The following is a 14857-nucleotide window of genomic DNA, read 5'->3' on the forward strand; positions in this document are numbered from 1 at the left end:
TCTTCGACTCTTGGCGTGCTGCGCAACGCGCGTGGCGAGGAGACCCGCCACCAGCACCGGAGCTCCACTCCTGCCAAGGCGCCTGCGCGCTGGATCACCCAGACGCTCGCCCCGTCTGAGCACCTGCCTAGAGGTATCTGATGGGCTAGTGGACCAGGTGTGGACCGCCAGCGGCGGTGAGTGACCCGGAGGTGGGGGAACGTGCAGGTCATGCACGACGAAGTCGCTGCTCGCAGCACTCTCTTGAAAACCGTCGTGGCAGCGATGTCACCGTGGGTTCAAATCCCACACCCACCGCAGATGAACGGCCCCTGACCAGGTGGATCGGTCGGGGGCCGTTCTCTTGCCGCCGTCCTCGGTAAGCGCGGCCGCCCGAACCCCGTCAGCCCCGCCCCCGTGTCAGCCGCTCCGCCGAGGCGATCGCCGCGCGGGCCTCCTGTTCCGTGAGGCCGGTGCGGATCGCCGCGGCGGTGAGGGCGTCGGCCAGGGCGTCGCCGAAGCCGTGTTCGTAGGCGCGGCAGGCCGCCCAGAACAGGCGGGTGTTGCGCTGGCCCTCGTGGGCGGCCAGGACGAACTGGATCAAGCCCTCGCCCCGGCGGCCCGGAGCCTCCGTCGGGCCCGTGGCGCCGGTGGCCGTGGTCGGGCGGCGTGGTGGGGTGAGCAGGCGGAGCAGGGCGCGGGGGCAGGGGGCCGGGGTGAGGTGGGCGGTGCCGGGGGCCAGGCGGTAGTGGCCGTGGGCGGTGACCGAGCCCGGGCCGACCAGGTAGCCGCCGGTGCCGCGGATGTCGATGCCCGGGGCGAGGCGGCCGGCGGAGTTGGGGACCGTCACGTCGGCGGGGCCGGTGAGCCAGAGGTGGCGGCCGCCGCTCGGGGTGAGCACCGTGACCGTCGGCGGGATGGTGAACAGGTGCTGGAGGGCCAGCTGCCGGAGCGCGCCCACCGAGTCGTTGCCGTACGCGGTGTCGATGTCCAGGTCGACGCCGATGAGGCGATGCGGGGCGCGGCCGCAGGCGATGCCGTAGCCGGTGGCCCGGGGCGCGGCGGCGAAGAGGGCGCGCACGGCCGCCGGGTCGGTGGTGGCGTCGTGCACCCCGTGGCCCGGCAGACCGCATTCGCCCCGGCAGCGCGTCGGCGGCTGCTCGCCCCGGTGCGGGGAGCGCAGGGCCGGGAGCTTGCCGGCGGACAGGGGAAAGACGGGGAGCCCGCGCCCGGCGGCGGAGAGGGCGTTAGCGAGGGCCAGGGTGGCGGTCTGCCGGTCGATGATGGCCATGGCTCTATTCTCGTACACGCGTTCGAATAAGGGAAGTGGGGCCGAGCGCCGCCGGGCCGGGCTGCGTAGCCTTCGTCGTAAGGAGAGGGAAGGAGTTCCGCATGACTCCCCAGCAGCCCAGGACCGAGCTCGACTCCCGATACAGCTCCGCGCTCAACCCGCGCCCCGGCGCGGAGAACGTCACCGCCACCGACTGGGCAGAGGCCCAGAGCCGGCTGCGGGCCGCCGAGGTCTTCTGGGTCACCACCGTCCGGCCGGACGGCCGACTGCGCGTCACGCCGCTGATGGCCGCCTGGCACGACGGAACGCTGTACTTCAGCACCGGGCCGGGCGAGCAGAAGGCCAAGAACCTGGCCGGCAACGCCCACTGCGCACTCACCACCGGGCACGGCTCGCTCGCCGGAGGTCTCGACATCGTGGTCGAGGGCACGGCGGAGCAGGTGACGGATCCGGCGCGGCAGGGCGAGGCCATCGCCGCGTTCGAAACGCAGTACGGGGACCACATCACCTCGTCGGAGGGGGCCTTCTTCGGCTTCGGCGACAGCATCCGCGAGGGCGGAGACCTGCTGTTCGCGGTGGCACCCGTCACGGCGTACGGCTTCGGGCACGACGGCAGGGTGTTCAGTCACACCCGGTACACCTTCTAGCGGGCCCCCTGCTCGCAGAAGCCATGCGGAGGGGGTCGACGGGAGCAGGTGGCGGAACGCTTCTTCCTTTGCGGGGCAAGGGGTGAGGCGAGCGCGGCGGGTGGCCGGGCCTGCTCCGGTGCGTAGGAGGTTTAGCGCGCCTTCCTCATTCGTGCGAGGGAATCAGGCGGCCCGGCACGGTTCGCCGGGGAGTGCTGGGCAACTCTGCTCACGCGACGTCGTGACCAGCACCGGAGCGGTCGGCCAACTCTCCGGAACCAGCCGCACATGAACCTATGAAGCCGGCACTTCCCGCTCCTGGAGGAACTCACCTGGCAAGCATCCGTACCGCTCGTGTTCTCGCCGCAGTCGCCGCCCTGTCCCTGACCGTCGCCCTCTGCGGCGGGGTGGCCCTGGCGGACAACGGCTCCTTCGCGAACGACGGATCGAACGCGGCCGTGGCGACGATCGGCGGCAGTGGGGTCGGCGGCGACAACGCCGGCAACAACGCGACGACCCAGCAGCAGGCCGTCGGCTCGGGAGCGTCGAACCAGAACACCTCGGCCCAGGTGAGCGGCTCGGCCTTCACCGCCATCGACCAGTCGGACCACAGCGTCGACGTGAACTTCACCCCGTTCTTCTGGTGATGAACCCGCAGGTGACGCCTCCTCGGCGACGCCTCCTCGGCGACGCCTCCTTCGTGAAACCTCTTCCGTGACGCCCCTTCCGTGACATCTCTTCGGTGATCAGGCGTCCGGGACCTCCCGGGGGGTGGGTTCCGGTCGTCCGAACAGCAGCCCGTGCGGCGGCACTCCGGTGCTCCGTGCGGGCTGTCCGCGTTGCTCTTGACAGGGGCGATGAATCTGACGGGCAGTCAGAAACCGTTCGGTTGCCGTGATCCGTCCCCCTGGAGGCCCGCCGTGCACCTCGCCCCGACGGAGCGCCGACAGCGGCTGCGTACCGAACTGCGCGCCTACTTCGCGGCCGTGCTGCCCGAAGGGGGAGGCCGGCAGGACGACCCGGCGGAACAGCGCAGGCTGCTGCGCCGGATCGGTGCCGACTCCCTGCTCGGCCTCGGCCGGCCCGTCGCGTACGGAGGACAGGGCCGGGGGCCCGACGAGCAGTTCGTCTTCTTCGACGAGGCGTACCGGGCCGGCGCTCCCGTCTCCATGGTCACCCTCAACACCGTCGGCCCGACCCTGATGAAGTACGGCACCGAGGAGCAGAAGGCGTACTTCCTGCCCCAAATCCTGAGCGGCGACCTCGTCTTCGCCATCGGATACAGCGAACCGGAAGCCGGCACGGACCTGGCGGCCCTGCGCACCCGCGCCCTGCGCACCCGCGCCCTGCGCGACGGCGACGACTGGGTGATCGACGGCCAGCAGGTCTTCACCAGCAACGCCCAGCAGGCGGACTGGATCTGGTTCGCCTGCCGTACGGACCCTGACGCTCCCAGGTACCGCGGTATCTCGATCATCCTCGTGCCCACCGACGATCCCGGCTTCTCCTGGACGCCCGTCGAGACGGTGGGCGGGCTGACGACGACCGCCACGTATGACGACGGCGTACGCGTCCCCGCCCCGAACCTCGTCGGTGCGGAGAACGACGGGTGGGGGCTCATCACCAACCAGCTCAACCACGAACGCGTCGCCCAGGCCGCCATCGGCATGCAGGCCGAGGACTTCTCCGAGGAGGCCCTCGCCCACGCCCGTACCCCCGACCCCGCCACGGGGCGCCGCCGGATCGACGAGCCGTGGGTACGCGCCCGGCTCGCGGAGGCGTACGTCCGGCTCGCGGCGACCCGGCTGCTGAACTGGCGCCTGGTCGGCGCCGTGGGGGCGGGCGCTCCGGCCCCCGGGGAGGCGAGCGGCGTGAAGTTCGCGGGGACCGAGAGCGCCGTCGAGGTCTACCGGATGTGCCAGGAGGTGGTGGGGGAGGCCGCGTTCCTCCGGGGCGGGTCGCCCGGGTGCTCGGGCGCCGACGGCGGCGGTGGTGGTGCGGGTGGTGGTGGTGAGCTGGAGCGGATGAACCGGGCCGCGCAGATCAACACCTTCGGCGGCGGCGTGAGCGAAGTGCGGCGCGAGATGGTCGCAACGATGCGGCTCGGGATGACGCGGGGCCGGCGATGAGTGGCCCGCAGGACACCCAGGGGGCGCGGGCCGACGCCCCGGACCCCCTGTACGACCGGCTCACCGGCTACGCGGGCCGCCCCGCCGCCACCGCCGGCACCGGCAGGGACCCGTCAACGCGCCCATGATCCGCCACTGGTGCGAGGCCATGGGCGACACCTCGGCCGCCTACCGGGGCCCCGACGCCGTCGCCCCGCCGACCATGCTCCAGGCCTGGACGATGCGCGGCCTCTCCAAGGACTCGGAGTCGGACGACGGCACGGGCCGCTCGACGGCGTACGACGACATGCTCGGCCTGCTCGACGGCGCCGGGTACACCTCCGTCGTGGCGACCGACTGCGAGCAGGAGTACCTGCGGCCGCTGCGGCCCGGCGACCGGATCACCTTCGACGCGGTGATCGAGTCCGTCTCCCGGCGCAAGACGACCAAGCTCGGCACCGGGTACTTCGTCACCACCCGCATGAACGTTCGCGCCAACGGCGAACCGGCCGGGACCCACCGCTTCCGCGTCCTCACGTACCGGCCCGCGCAGCGGAAGAAGGAGCCGCCCCTGCGCCCCCGGCCCGTCATCAACCGCGACAGCGCCGGATTCTGGGCCGGGGTCGCCGAGCACCGCCTCCTCATCCAGCGCTGCACCAGCTGCACCGCCCTCCGCTTCCCCTGGCTCCCCGGCTGCAACGCCTGCGCCGGACTGGAGTGGGACACGGTCGAGGCGAGCGGCGAGGGCACGGTGTTCAGCCATGTCGTGATGCACCACCCGCGTTTCCCCGCCTTCGACCCGTCGGGCGAGGGCGGCCCGTACGCCGTCGCGCTCATCGAGCTGGCCGAGGGCGTCCGCGTCGTCGGCAACGTGACCGGGGTGCCGTACGACAAGGTCAGCGTCGGCCTGCCCGTACGGCTGGAGTTCCTCCGTACCGACCCCGGCCTGGAACTACCGGTCTTCCGGGCGAGCGAAGGCGGCTGAGATGGACTTCACCCCGAGCGAGGAGCAGGCCGCGGCGCAGGGTCTGGCCGCGCGGATCTCCGGCGATCTGTCGACGCACGAGCGGCTGGTGGCCGCCGGGACGGGGACGGACGCCGGGCTGTGGAAGGAGCTGTGCACGGCCGGGCTGCCCGGCGCGGTGGAGGACATCGGGCTCCTCGGTCCGGTCCTGCTCCTGGAGGAACAGGGCCGTACCACCGCCCAGGTCCCACTGGCGGCGACCTGTGTGTACGGGCTCCTCGCGGTCGCCGAGCACGGTACGGCGGAGCAGCGGGAGCGCCTGCTGCCCGCGCTGCGCGACGGTACGGCGGTGGCGACGGGCGCCTTTCCGGCGCGGGGCGGAGTGACGGCGGTGGACGGGGCGCTGTCCGGGTCCGTGCCCTGGGTGCCGTGGCTACGGGACACCACCCATGTGGTGGTCGCGGACGCCGAGCGGGATGTGTGGGTCGTCGAGGTGGGGGCGCCGGGGGTGACCGTGGCGCCCGTGGAGACGACCGCGCCCTGGTCGGCGGGGCGGCTCGGCCTCGACGGCGTACGGGAAGAGTCCCTCGGTACGGGCCCGGGGGCCTGTTCCGCGGTGCTCGCCGCGAGCCGCATCGCCTTCGCCGGGCTCCAGGCGGGCGTCTGTGCGGGCTCCCTCGCCCGGGCCGTCCGGCACACCACCACCCGGGAGCAGTTCGGGCGCCCGCTCTCCACCCACCAGGGCGTCCTGCTCCGTGCCGCCGACGCCCCCATGGACGCCGAGGCCATCCGGGTCACGTCGTACGAGGCGGCCTGGCGGCGTGACCAGCACATGGCGTACGCGGCGCAGGCGTTGACGGCCGCCCGGTGGGCGTCGGAGGCGGGCCGGCGGGTCGTGCACACCGGCCAGCACCTGCACGGCGGCACCGGGGCCGACCTGGACCACCCGGTGCACCGGCACTTCCTCTGGGGCCGCCAGCTCGACGCGTACCTCGGCTCGGGGGGCGAAGTCCACCAGGAGCTTGGCCTGTTGATCGGGAGCGACCGGATGGAGGGCGCGTCATGACGGAGGCGTACCGCGTCGGCGACGAGCTGCCGCCCCTGGAGATCCCCGTCACCCGCACCCTCATCGTCGCGGGCGCCATCGCCTCCCGCGACTACCAGGACGTGCATCACGACGCCGAACTGGCCCGGGAGAAGGGCTCACCGGACATCTTATGAACATCCTCACCACCAACGGGCTCGTCGGCCGCTACATCACCGACCACTTCGGGCCCACCGCCGGCCTCCGGAAGGTGGTCATCCGGCTAGGGGCCCCCAACTACCCCGGCGACGTCATGCGGTTGACCGGCCGCATCGTGGCTCTGGACGGCGAAAAGCACGCCCTCATAGAGGTCGCGGTCGCCGGCGACAACCGTATGGGGCGACACGTCACCGGAAAGGTCACCGTGGCGATCACCAGGGAGGCCGGCGCATGAGCGTCCGCAGGCCCGACACCCTCGGCGGGAAAGCGGCCATCGTCGGCATCGGGGCCACCGAGTTCTCCAAGGACTCCGGCCGCAGCGAACTGAAGCTCGTCGTCGAGGCCGTGGGCGCCGCCCTCGACGACGCGGGCCTCACCCCCGCCGACGTCGACGGCCTCGTCACCTTCACCATGGACACCAGCCCGGAGATCACCGTCGCCCAGGCGGCCGGGATCGGGGAGCTGTCCTTCTTCTCCCGCATCCACTACGGGGGCGGCGCGGCCTGCGCGACCGTCCAGCAGGCCGCCCTCGCGGTGGCGAGCGGGGTGGCCGACGTCGTCGTCTGCTACCGGGCGTTCAACGAGCGCTCCGGCCGCCGCTTCGGCTCCGGCGTCCAGCGACGCGAGCCCACCGCCGAGGGCGCGGCGCTCGGCTGGAACCTGCCGTCCGGGCTGCTCACCCCCGCCTCCTGGGTGGCGATGGCGGCCCAGCGCTATCTGTACGCGTACGGCCTGGGACCGGAGGTCTTCGGGCATGTGGCGGTCCTCGACCGGAGGCACGCGGCGCGGAACCCGGCGGCGTACTTCTACGGGAAACCGATCACGTCGGCCGACCACGCCGCCTCGCGCTGGATCGTCGAGCCGCTGCGGCTGCTCGACTGCTGCCAGGAGACGGACGGCGGCCAGGCCCTCGTCGTCACCAGCGTGGAGTGCGCTCGCGATCTGCCCCGGCCGCCCGCCGTCGTCGTGGCGGCGGCACAGGGTGCGGGCCGGTCGCAGGAGCAGATGACGAGCTTCTACCGGGACGGGCTGACCGGTCTGCCGGAGAGCGGTGTGGTCGCCCGGCAGCTCTGGCGGAGCTCGGGACTCGGCCCGGCCGATATCGACGTGGGCATCCTCTACGACCACTTCACCCCGTTCGTCCTGATGCAGCTGGAGGAGTTCGGCTTCTGCGGCCCGGGGGAGGGCGGGGCGTTCGTCGCCGCGGACGTACTGCCCCTGAACACCCATGGGGGTCAGCTGGGGGAGGCGTACCTCCACGGGATGAACGGCATCGCGGAGGCCGTCCGGCAGATCCGCGGTACGTCGGTGAACCAGGTGGCGGGGGCGGCGAGGCCCCTGGTCACGGCCGGTACGGGGGTCCCGACGTCCGGGCTGGTCCTCGGCGCGGACGGCTGAACCGCCCCGGCCGGAGTCGGGGACGGACCCTGACGGCGGGGCGCGGGCCCGTCCACCTTCAGGAGGTGGAGGGCGCGCCGCCCCTACAACCTGAGGCGGACGGCGCTTCGGGACCTGGGGCCGATCCCCCGGACGGGCCCCGCTCCTAGCGTGGGTTGCATGACCACGCCAGTCTGCACGGGCGCCTCCAGAGCGGCCTCCGCCACCGCCGCCGGCCACCACCACCCGCACCCGCCCTACGCGTCGTTCTCGTCGTACGTACGGGCCCGGGGACCGGTCCTGCTGCGCACCGCGCGCTCGCTCACCGCGAACCCGTGCGACGCGGAGGACCTGCTGCAGACCGCGCTAGCCAAGACGTACGTCGCGTGGGAGCGGATCGAGGACCACCGCGCGCTGGACGGGTACGTACGCCGGGCCCTGCTGAACACGCGGACCTCGCAGTGGCGCAAGCGCAAGGTCGACGAGTTCGCCTGCGAGGAGCTGCCCGAGCAGGGCGGCATCCCGGCGCCCGACCCTGCCGAGCAGCAGACGCTGCACGACGCGATGTGGCGCGCGGTGCTCAAGCTCCCGGACCGCCAGCGCGCGATGGTCGTCCTGCGGTACTACGAGGACCTCAGCGAGGCACAGACGGCCGAGGTGCTGGGCGTGTCGATCGGTACGGTCAAGAGCGCCGTCTCCCGCGCTCTCGGCAAGCTCCGCGAGGACCCGGAGCTGACGCCGATCCGCTGATCGGGATCACTCAGTACGCTCCCCCACACGGGCCCCGGACAGGAATTTTTTCCGCGAGTAGTGACATACCGTGTGGTATGTGCGCAGAATCAGCGCAACCTTACTGCCGCGTAGCGCCCACCGGGAGGACGCCGTGCTGAGCACCATGCAGGACGTACCGCTGACTGTCACCCGCATCCTGCACCACGGGATGACGATTCATGGGAAGTCGCAGGTCACGACCTGGACCGGCGAACCCGAGCCGCACCGACGCACCTTCGCCGAGATCGGCATCCGCGCGACCCAGCTGGCCAACGCGCTCCGCGACGAGCTTGGCATCGACGGCGACCAGAGGGTGGCGACCCTCATGTGGAACAACGCCGTCCATGTGGAGGCGTACCTGGCCATCCCCTCCATGGGGGCCGTGCTCCACACCCTTAACCTCCGGCTGCCGCCGGAACAGCTCGCCTGGATCGTCAACCACGCGGACGACAAGGTGGTGATCGCGGACGGCTCGGTGCTGCCGCTCCTCGTGCCGCTGCTGCCCCACCTGCCGAGTATCGAGCACGTGGTCGTGTCCGGCCCCGGTGACCGCTCGGCGCTCGCCGGGGTCGCGCCGCGGGTGCACGAGTACGAGGAGCTGATCGCGGGCCGTCCGACCACGTACGACTGGCCTGAGCTGGACGAACGCCAGGCCGCCGCGATGTGTTACACCTCCGGTACGACCGGGGACCCCAAGGGCGTCGTCTACTCCCACCGCTCCATCTACCTGCACTCCATGCAGGTCAACATGTCCGAGTCGATGGGGCTGACCGACCGGGACACCACGCTGGTGGTCGTCCCGCAGTTCCATGTGAACGCGTGGGGGCTGCCTCACTCCACGTTCATGAGCGGCGTCAACATGCTCATGCCGGACCGCTTCCTCCAGCCCGCCCCGCTCGCCGAGATGATCGAGCGCGAGCGCCCCACCCACGCCGCCGCGGTTCCCACCATCTGGCAGGGCCTCCTCGCCGAGGTCACCGCCAACCCGCGCGACCTCACCTCCATGGCCAACGTGACCATCGGCGGCGCGGCCTGCCCGCCCTCCCTGATGGAGGCGTACGACAAGCTCGGCGTCCGGCTCTGCCATGCCTGGGGCATGACGGAGACCTCCCCGCTGGGCACCATGGCCCACCCGCCCGCCGGGCTGAGTGCCGAGGAGGAGTGGCCGTACCGCGTCACCCAGGGCCGTTTCCCGGCCGGTGTGGAGGCCCGGCTGGTCGGCCCGGCGGGCGAGCACCTGCGGTGGGACGGCGAGTCGGCCGGTGAGCTGGAGGTCCGCGGCGCCTGGATCGCCGCCGCGTACTACGGCGGGGCTGACAGCGAGCACCTGCGCCCCGAGGACAAGTTCAGTGCGGACGGCTGGCTGAAGACCGGCGACGTCGGCGTGATCAGCACCGACGGCTACCTCACCCTCACCGACCGGGCCAAGGACGTCATCAAGTCCGGTGGCGAGTGGATCTCCAGCGTCGAGCTGGAGAACGCGCTGATGGCCCACCCGGACGTCGCGGAGGCGGCCGTCGTCGCCGTACCGGACGAGAAGTGGGGCGAGCGGCCGCTGGCGACGGTGGTGCTCAAGGAGGGTGCCACGGAGACCGACTACGAGGCGCTGAAGACGTTCCTCGCCGAGTCGGGCATCGCCAAGTGGCAGCTGCCGGAGCGCTGGTCGGTGATCCCGGCCGTGCCGAAGACGAGCGTCGGCAAGTTCGACAAGAAGGTGATCCGGAAGCAGTACGCGGCCGGGGAGCTGGACGTCACGCAGCTCTGAGGCCTTGCCTCGCCTGTTTCACGTGAAACCTCACCTGTTTCACGTGCAACAGGGCGGGGCGGCCGGGGGACAGAGCCGGGGACGTCAGACAGGGCGGGGGCGGTACGGGAACTCCGTACCGCCCCCGCCCTGTTGTGTATGCGCCCTCGGTGTCCCGGTCGGTCTAGTTGGTGCCTATCTTCGCCAGCAGGTCGACGATCCGGGACTGCACCTCGTCGCTGGTGGACCGCTCCGCCAGGAAGAGAACGGTTTCCCCGGAGGCGAGCCGGGGCAGTTCCGATGGGTCCATCCCGGCCGAGGTGTAGACGACCAGCGGGGTGCGGTTCAGCTGCCCGTTGGCCCGCAGCCAGTCGATGATTCCGGCGCGCCGACGGCGTACCTGCATCAGGTCCATGACCACCAGGTTCGGCCGCATCCGGCCCGCCAGGTCGACGGCCTCGCTGTCGGTCGCCGCCCGGGCGACCTGCATACCGCGCCGCTCCAGGGTCTGGGCCAGCGCCGCCGCGATCTCCTCGTGCTCCTCGATCAGGAGGACGCGAGGCGGGTGCTGCTCGCTGTCGCGGGGGGCGAGCGCCTTGAGGAGGACGGCCGGGTCGGCCCCGTACGCGGCCTCCCGGGTCGCCTGCCCCAGCCCCGCCGTGACCAGCACCGGAACCTCGGCGGCGACGGCGGCCTGGCGCAGCGACTGCAACGCCGTACGGGTGATGGGCCCGGTCAGCGGGTCGACGAAGAGCGCGGCGGGGAACGCGGCGATCTGGGCGTCGACCTCCTCGCGGGAGTTGACGATCACCGGACGGTAGCCACGGTCGCTGAGCGCCTGCTGGGTCGGGACGTCGGGGGCGGGCCAGACGAGCAGCCGGCGCGGGTTGTCCAGCGGCTCGGGCGGCAGTTCGTCGTCGAGGGGGCGGGGCTGCGGACGGTTGGCCACCTCGACCGCGCCGCCGGGCCCGTCCAGCGGCTCCGGACCCTCGGCGCCCTCGTCGGGCGCCCCTATGGCGTACGCACGCCCCTCGGCCACCGCGGGCGCTAGCAACTGTCCCGAGCCATGAGCGGTGGCGGAGGACCCTTGGGCCTCCGGGTGCTGGGGTGACTGGGGTGCAGGGGGCTGCTGGGCGCCGTGGGGCTGTTGGCCGTGCGACCGGCCCTGCGGTCCCGGCTCGCCCTGCTGCTGCCCCTGCTGCCCCGGCCGGCCCTGCGAGCCCTGAACGGGGGCGGCGAGGTCCGTTCCGGTGGCGGGGGGCTGTGCCGTGGGGCGTTCGCCCTCCGGCGGGGCGGCGAGCTTACGGCGCCGGCCGGCACCGCCGAGGCTCTGGTGCTGCTGGTGGGGGGGAGCGGGCTGGTTGGGCTGGGCGGGCTGGTTCTGCTGGTGGGTGAGGTGCTGGGCGAACGGCACGCCCTGACCCAGCGTCCGCACGCTGAACGCGCGCCCCTGGGTGGAGTCCGGGTTTCCGCCCGGCATCGGCTCCTCGGCGGGCAGCGACTGCCGCCGCGCGTCCGGCACCGGATCGCCGGTGGCGTCGTCGGCCGGGTGCGCCGCGGGGACGGCCGCGGTGCCGGTGGCGTGGGTGGTCTGCCCGTTACCGCCCCGGGAACGGTCGTCCGGGGCGGGGCGGGGGCCGTTCGGGGAGGCCGCGTCCGGAGTCCGCGGCGCGGGGGCCCAGGGCTGCTCGTCCGGCGCCGCGTTCGGGCCGAAGGGCGGTACGCCGTCACCCGGGTCCTGGGCCGGGGCGCCGGACCAGTCGCCGCGGGGGGCGTGCGGTGCCCCGGGGTGGGCCGGCGGGGGCGCGTGAGCGGCCTCGGGGGCGGTGCGCTCGTGGTGGCTCTCGTCGCCGGGCGGGGGTACGGGGGTGGCGCCCGGTGCCCGTACGGACTCGGGGGCCTGCCCCGGGGCGACCGGCGCCCGGTCCGCGTCGGCGGGCGGCAGGGCGAAGGCGGTACGCGGACCGGCCTCGGCGGCGGTGCGCTCCTGGGCGGCGGCCAGCGCTCGGCGGGCCCGGCGCCCACCGGGCTGCTGAGCCGGGGGCTGCCCCTGGGCCGGCGCCTGGCTCAGCGCGAGGGCCTCCTCCTGGGCTTGGTTCCGGTCGTCGTGGCCGCTCCGGCCCGCCTCCGAGCCCGTGCTGCCGTGACCGGCCGCGAGGGCGGGGAGCGCCGGGCGGTGTTCCCCCTCGCGCCGCGCCCGCCGCCCGGTGGGGGGCACCGGCTGCTGCGGGTCCACCGGCACGCCCTGCGGCGGCACGGTCTGCCCGCGCTGCGGACGCCCACCGGCGCCCTGGGCACCCTCGGCCGCGGTGACGACGGAACCTTCGGAGGGGGCGGCGGAGGTCAGCGCGAGAGCCTGGCGCTGCGGTTGCTGCGGTTGCTGCTGTGCCTGCCGCTGGGCGCCCCCTTGCCCGCCGCCCGGCATTCCGGTTCCGGTCGGGGGAACCGGAGTCGGCCCGACCGAGGGCGAACCGACCGGAGACGTGCCGACCGAAGCAGGCCCGACCGAGGGCGGAGCGATCTCCACGGGCCCGTTGCTGACAGGCCCGTTGCCCGCCGCCCCGTTCCCCGCCGTCCCGCTGCCTGCCGTCCCGCTGCCTACCGCCCCACTCCCCATCGCACCCGTCTCCGCCGGGCTGGGCCGCCCGCGCCGGCGCCCCGATCCCTCGCTCTGCTGGGCCGGGATCAGCTCGGGAGCCGCCTGCTCCTCGGGGGCCGCCGGGTCCCGGCGCGCCCGGCGCCGCCCGGTCGGCTCGGCGACGGGACCGTCGCCCCGGTACCCCGCGTCCGCGCCGTCGGCCTCGGGCGCACCGCCCGGGCTGCCCAGGAACGCGTCGGTCGACGACCGGCGCGCCCGGCGCCGCCCGCCACTGGTGACGCCCGGCGCCCCGACACCCTCGGACGGCGAGGGCTGCGAGGTCTGCGGGGGCGGAGTCAGGGACGGCTCCACCGGCACGTCAGGGGGCGCGACGGTGCCCGAGCCGGCGCCGATCGGGATGTCGAGCACGTACGCGCTTCCGCTCATCCCCGGCATCTCGTGGGTCTGGAGCACCCCGCCGTGCGCCTCGACGATGCCGCGCACGATCGGCTCGTGCACCGGGTCCCCCCCGGGGAACGGCCCGCGCACCTCGATCCGGACGACGTCACCGCGCTGGGCGGCGGCCACGACGACGGTGGAATCGACGTATCCGCCCCCGGAGACGGCCCGGGTCTTGCCGGTCGAATCGACACCGCAGACGTCCGCGACGAGATGGGCGAGAGCGGTGGCGAGCTGACGCGCGTCGACCTCGGCCTCGATCGGCGGGGCGTGCACGGCGAACTGGGCGCGCCCGGGCCCGATCAGCTCCACCGCCCCGTCGATACCGCCCGTCACGATCCCGTCGACCATCGCGGGGGCCTTGTGCAGCCCCTCCACACCCGCGTCGAGGCGCTGGTAGCCCAGCACATTGTCGACCAGGGTGGTCATCCGGGCGTACCCGGCGGCGAGGTGGTGCAGGATCTGGTTGGCCTCGGGCCACAGCTGCCCGGCGGGGTCCGCGGCGAGCATGGACAGCTCCCCGCGCAGCTCCTCCAGGGGCCCGCGCAGCGAGCCGCCGAGGACGGCGGTGAGCTGGGAGTGCCGGCCACCGAGGGCGGCGAGGCGCTCGGCCTGCTCCTCCAGCTCGGCGGCGAACCGCTCGGTCCGGTCGGCCAGCTCGGTGGCGTGCGCTTCCGTCAGCGCCTCCAGCTCGGCCGCGTGCGCTTCCTTGAGCGCGGTGACCTCGTCGGAGTGGCTCGTGGTCAGCTCGGCGACGACGTTCTTGTGCTGGGCGGAGAGTTCCTCGTACGGCCTGCGGTCGGTGAAGGTCATCACGGCGCCGACGAGCTGGTCCCCGTCGCGTACCGGCGCGGTCGTCAGGTCCACGGGCACCTGCGCACCGCTCTTGGACCAGAGCACCTGACTCCGCACACGGTGCTTGCGCCCGGACTTGAGGGTGTCGGCGAGCGGCGACTCCTCGTACGGGAACGGCTCGCCCTCCGCCCGCGAGTGCAGGATCAGCGGGTGCAGCTCCTGGCCGCCGAGGTCGCTGGCCCGGAAGCCGAGGATCTGTGCGGCGGCGGGGTTGACGAGGACGACGCGCCCGTCGGTGTCGGTGCCCACGACGCCCTCGGAGGCGGCGCGCAGGATCATCTCGGTCTGGCGCTGCGAACGGGCCAGCTCGGCCTCGGTGTCGACGGTGCCGGAGAGGTCCCGTACGACGATCATGAGGAGCTCGTCGCCGGTGTAGCTGGAGTGGATGTCGTTGTACGCGGCCTGACCGCTGTCCAGGCTGGCGCTGGTGACCTCGACGGGGTATTCGTGCCGGTCGGTGCGGCGCGCGATCATGCGCGTCGGCTTGGTCCTGCCCTGCTCGTCCGCAGCCTCGGGCCGGCGCATCGATCCCGGGATCAGCTTGGAGTCGAACTCCGGCAGCAGATCGAGCAGTCCGCGACCGACGAGCGCGGTGCCCGGGGTCTCGAACATCTCAAGGGCGATGGCGTTGGCGTTGACGACCGTGCCGTTGCAATTGACGAGCAGAAGCCCGTCCGGGAGGGCATCGAGTATGGCTGCGAGGCGAGCAGTGCCTCGGGATGGCCTGCTGCTCACGACGACGCTTCCTCCCTGGTTACCGCACCTTGCCGACAGCGGGCCCCATCTTGCCCCTCGGGCCGCAGACTGTCACTGGAGGAGTCTAAGGCCAGGGGAGGGTCCGGGGGCGGCGGATGAGGGGGAG

Annotated in this window: 9 protein-coding genes, 1 tRNA gene and 2 pseudogenes; 10 read left to right on the forward strand and 2 right to left on the reverse strand. The window is 73.3% G+C overall.

What is annotated here, in order from left to right; translation table 11 throughout:
* The first annotated feature begins 190 nt into the window (after window positions 1-190).
* Window positions 191-297, forward strand: a tRNA-OTHER gene (locus ACIQAK_RS11990).
* An 85-nt stretch (window positions 298-382) separates the two neighbouring features.
* Here ACIQAK_RS11990 and ACIQAK_RS11995 read toward each other — a convergent pair.
* On the reverse strand, window positions 383-1270 hold the full coding sequence (locus tag ACIQAK_RS11995) for a bifunctional DNA primase/polymerase (protein ID WP_366391670.1): 888 nt from the start codon (window positions 1268-1270) through the stop codon (window positions 383-385).
* 101 nt (window positions 1271-1371) lie between these two features.
* Between ACIQAK_RS11995 and ACIQAK_RS12000 the strand changes: the two genes are divergently transcribed.
* The 9 genes and pseudogenes from ACIQAK_RS12000 to ACIQAK_RS12040 all read left to right on the forward strand — a co-directional run bounded on the left by ACIQAK_RS12000 (window position 1372) and on the right by ACIQAK_RS12040 (window position 10124).
* Complete coding sequence (locus ACIQAK_RS12000; RefSeq protein WP_366391671.1) at window positions 1372-1917, forward strand: pyridoxamine 5'-phosphate oxidase family protein; 546 nt, start codon at window positions 1372-1374, stop codon at window positions 1915-1917.
* A 311-nt stretch (window positions 1918-2228) separates the two neighbouring features.
* Window positions 2229-2543, forward strand: a complete 315-nt coding sequence (locus ACIQAK_RS12005) for a hypothetical protein (RefSeq protein ID WP_366391730.1) — start codon at window positions 2229-2231, stop codon at window positions 2541-2543.
* A 273-nt stretch (window positions 2544-2816) separates the two neighbouring features.
* Window positions 2817-4025: an acyl-CoA dehydrogenase family protein gene (locus tag ACIQAK_RS12010; RefSeq protein WP_366391672.1), complete on the forward strand. Its 1209-nt coding sequence runs from the start codon at window positions 2817-2819 to the stop codon at window positions 4023-4025.
* Window positions 4022-4989, forward strand: a pseudogene (locus tag ACIQAK_RS12015) (bifunctional MaoC family dehydratase N-terminal/OB-fold nucleic acid binding domain-containing protein). Before ACIQAK_RS12010 ends, ACIQAK_RS12015 begins: the two are co-directional and overlap by 4 nt.
* A 1-nt stretch (window position 4990) precedes the next feature.
* A complete protein-coding gene (locus ACIQAK_RS12020) occupies window positions 4991-6034 on the forward strand; it encodes an acyl-CoA dehydrogenase family protein (RefSeq protein ID WP_366391673.1) in 1044 nt (347 codons plus the stop codon).
* Window positions 6031-6446 (forward strand): annotated as a pseudogene (locus ACIQAK_RS12025) (MaoC family dehydratase). The gene ACIQAK_RS12020 and the pseudogene ACIQAK_RS12025 overlap by 4 nt, the downstream one beginning before the upstream one ends.
* The gene (locus ACIQAK_RS12030; protein WP_366391674.1) at window positions 6443-7609 is read left to right on the forward strand and encodes a lipid-transfer protein; all 1167 of its coding nucleotides are present in this window, start codon (window positions 6443-6445) and stop codon (window positions 7607-7609) included. Before ACIQAK_RS12025 ends, ACIQAK_RS12030 begins: the two are co-directional and overlap by 4 nt.
* Window positions 7610-7768: 159 nt before the next feature.
* Window positions 7769-8338 (forward strand): SigE family RNA polymerase sigma factor, encoded by a 570-nt coding sequence (locus ACIQAK_RS12035; protein WP_366391675.1) that lies wholly within the window; start codon window positions 7769-7771, stop codon window positions 8336-8338.
* Between the two features lie 133 nt (window positions 8339-8471).
* Window positions 8472-10124 carry a long-chain fatty acid--CoA ligase gene (locus ACIQAK_RS12040; protein WP_366391676.1) on the forward strand — a complete coding sequence of 551 codons (1653 nt, stop codon included), beginning with the start codon at window positions 8472-8474 and terminating at the stop codon, window positions 10122-10124.
* A gap of 163 nt (window positions 10125-10287) precedes the next feature.
* Here the strand turns inward: ACIQAK_RS12040 and ACIQAK_RS12045 are convergent, their stop codons facing one another.
* On the reverse strand, window positions 10288-14730 hold the full coding sequence (locus ACIQAK_RS12045) for a PAS domain-containing protein (protein ID WP_366391677.1): 4443 nt from the start codon (window positions 14728-14730) through the stop codon (window positions 10288-10290).
* Window positions 14731-14857 lie beyond the last annotated feature (127 nt).

The organism is Streptomyces sp. NPDC088706, from assembly GCF_044752765.1.
Lineage (GTDB): Bacteria > Actinomycetota > Actinomycetes > Streptomycetales > Streptomycetaceae > Streptomyces.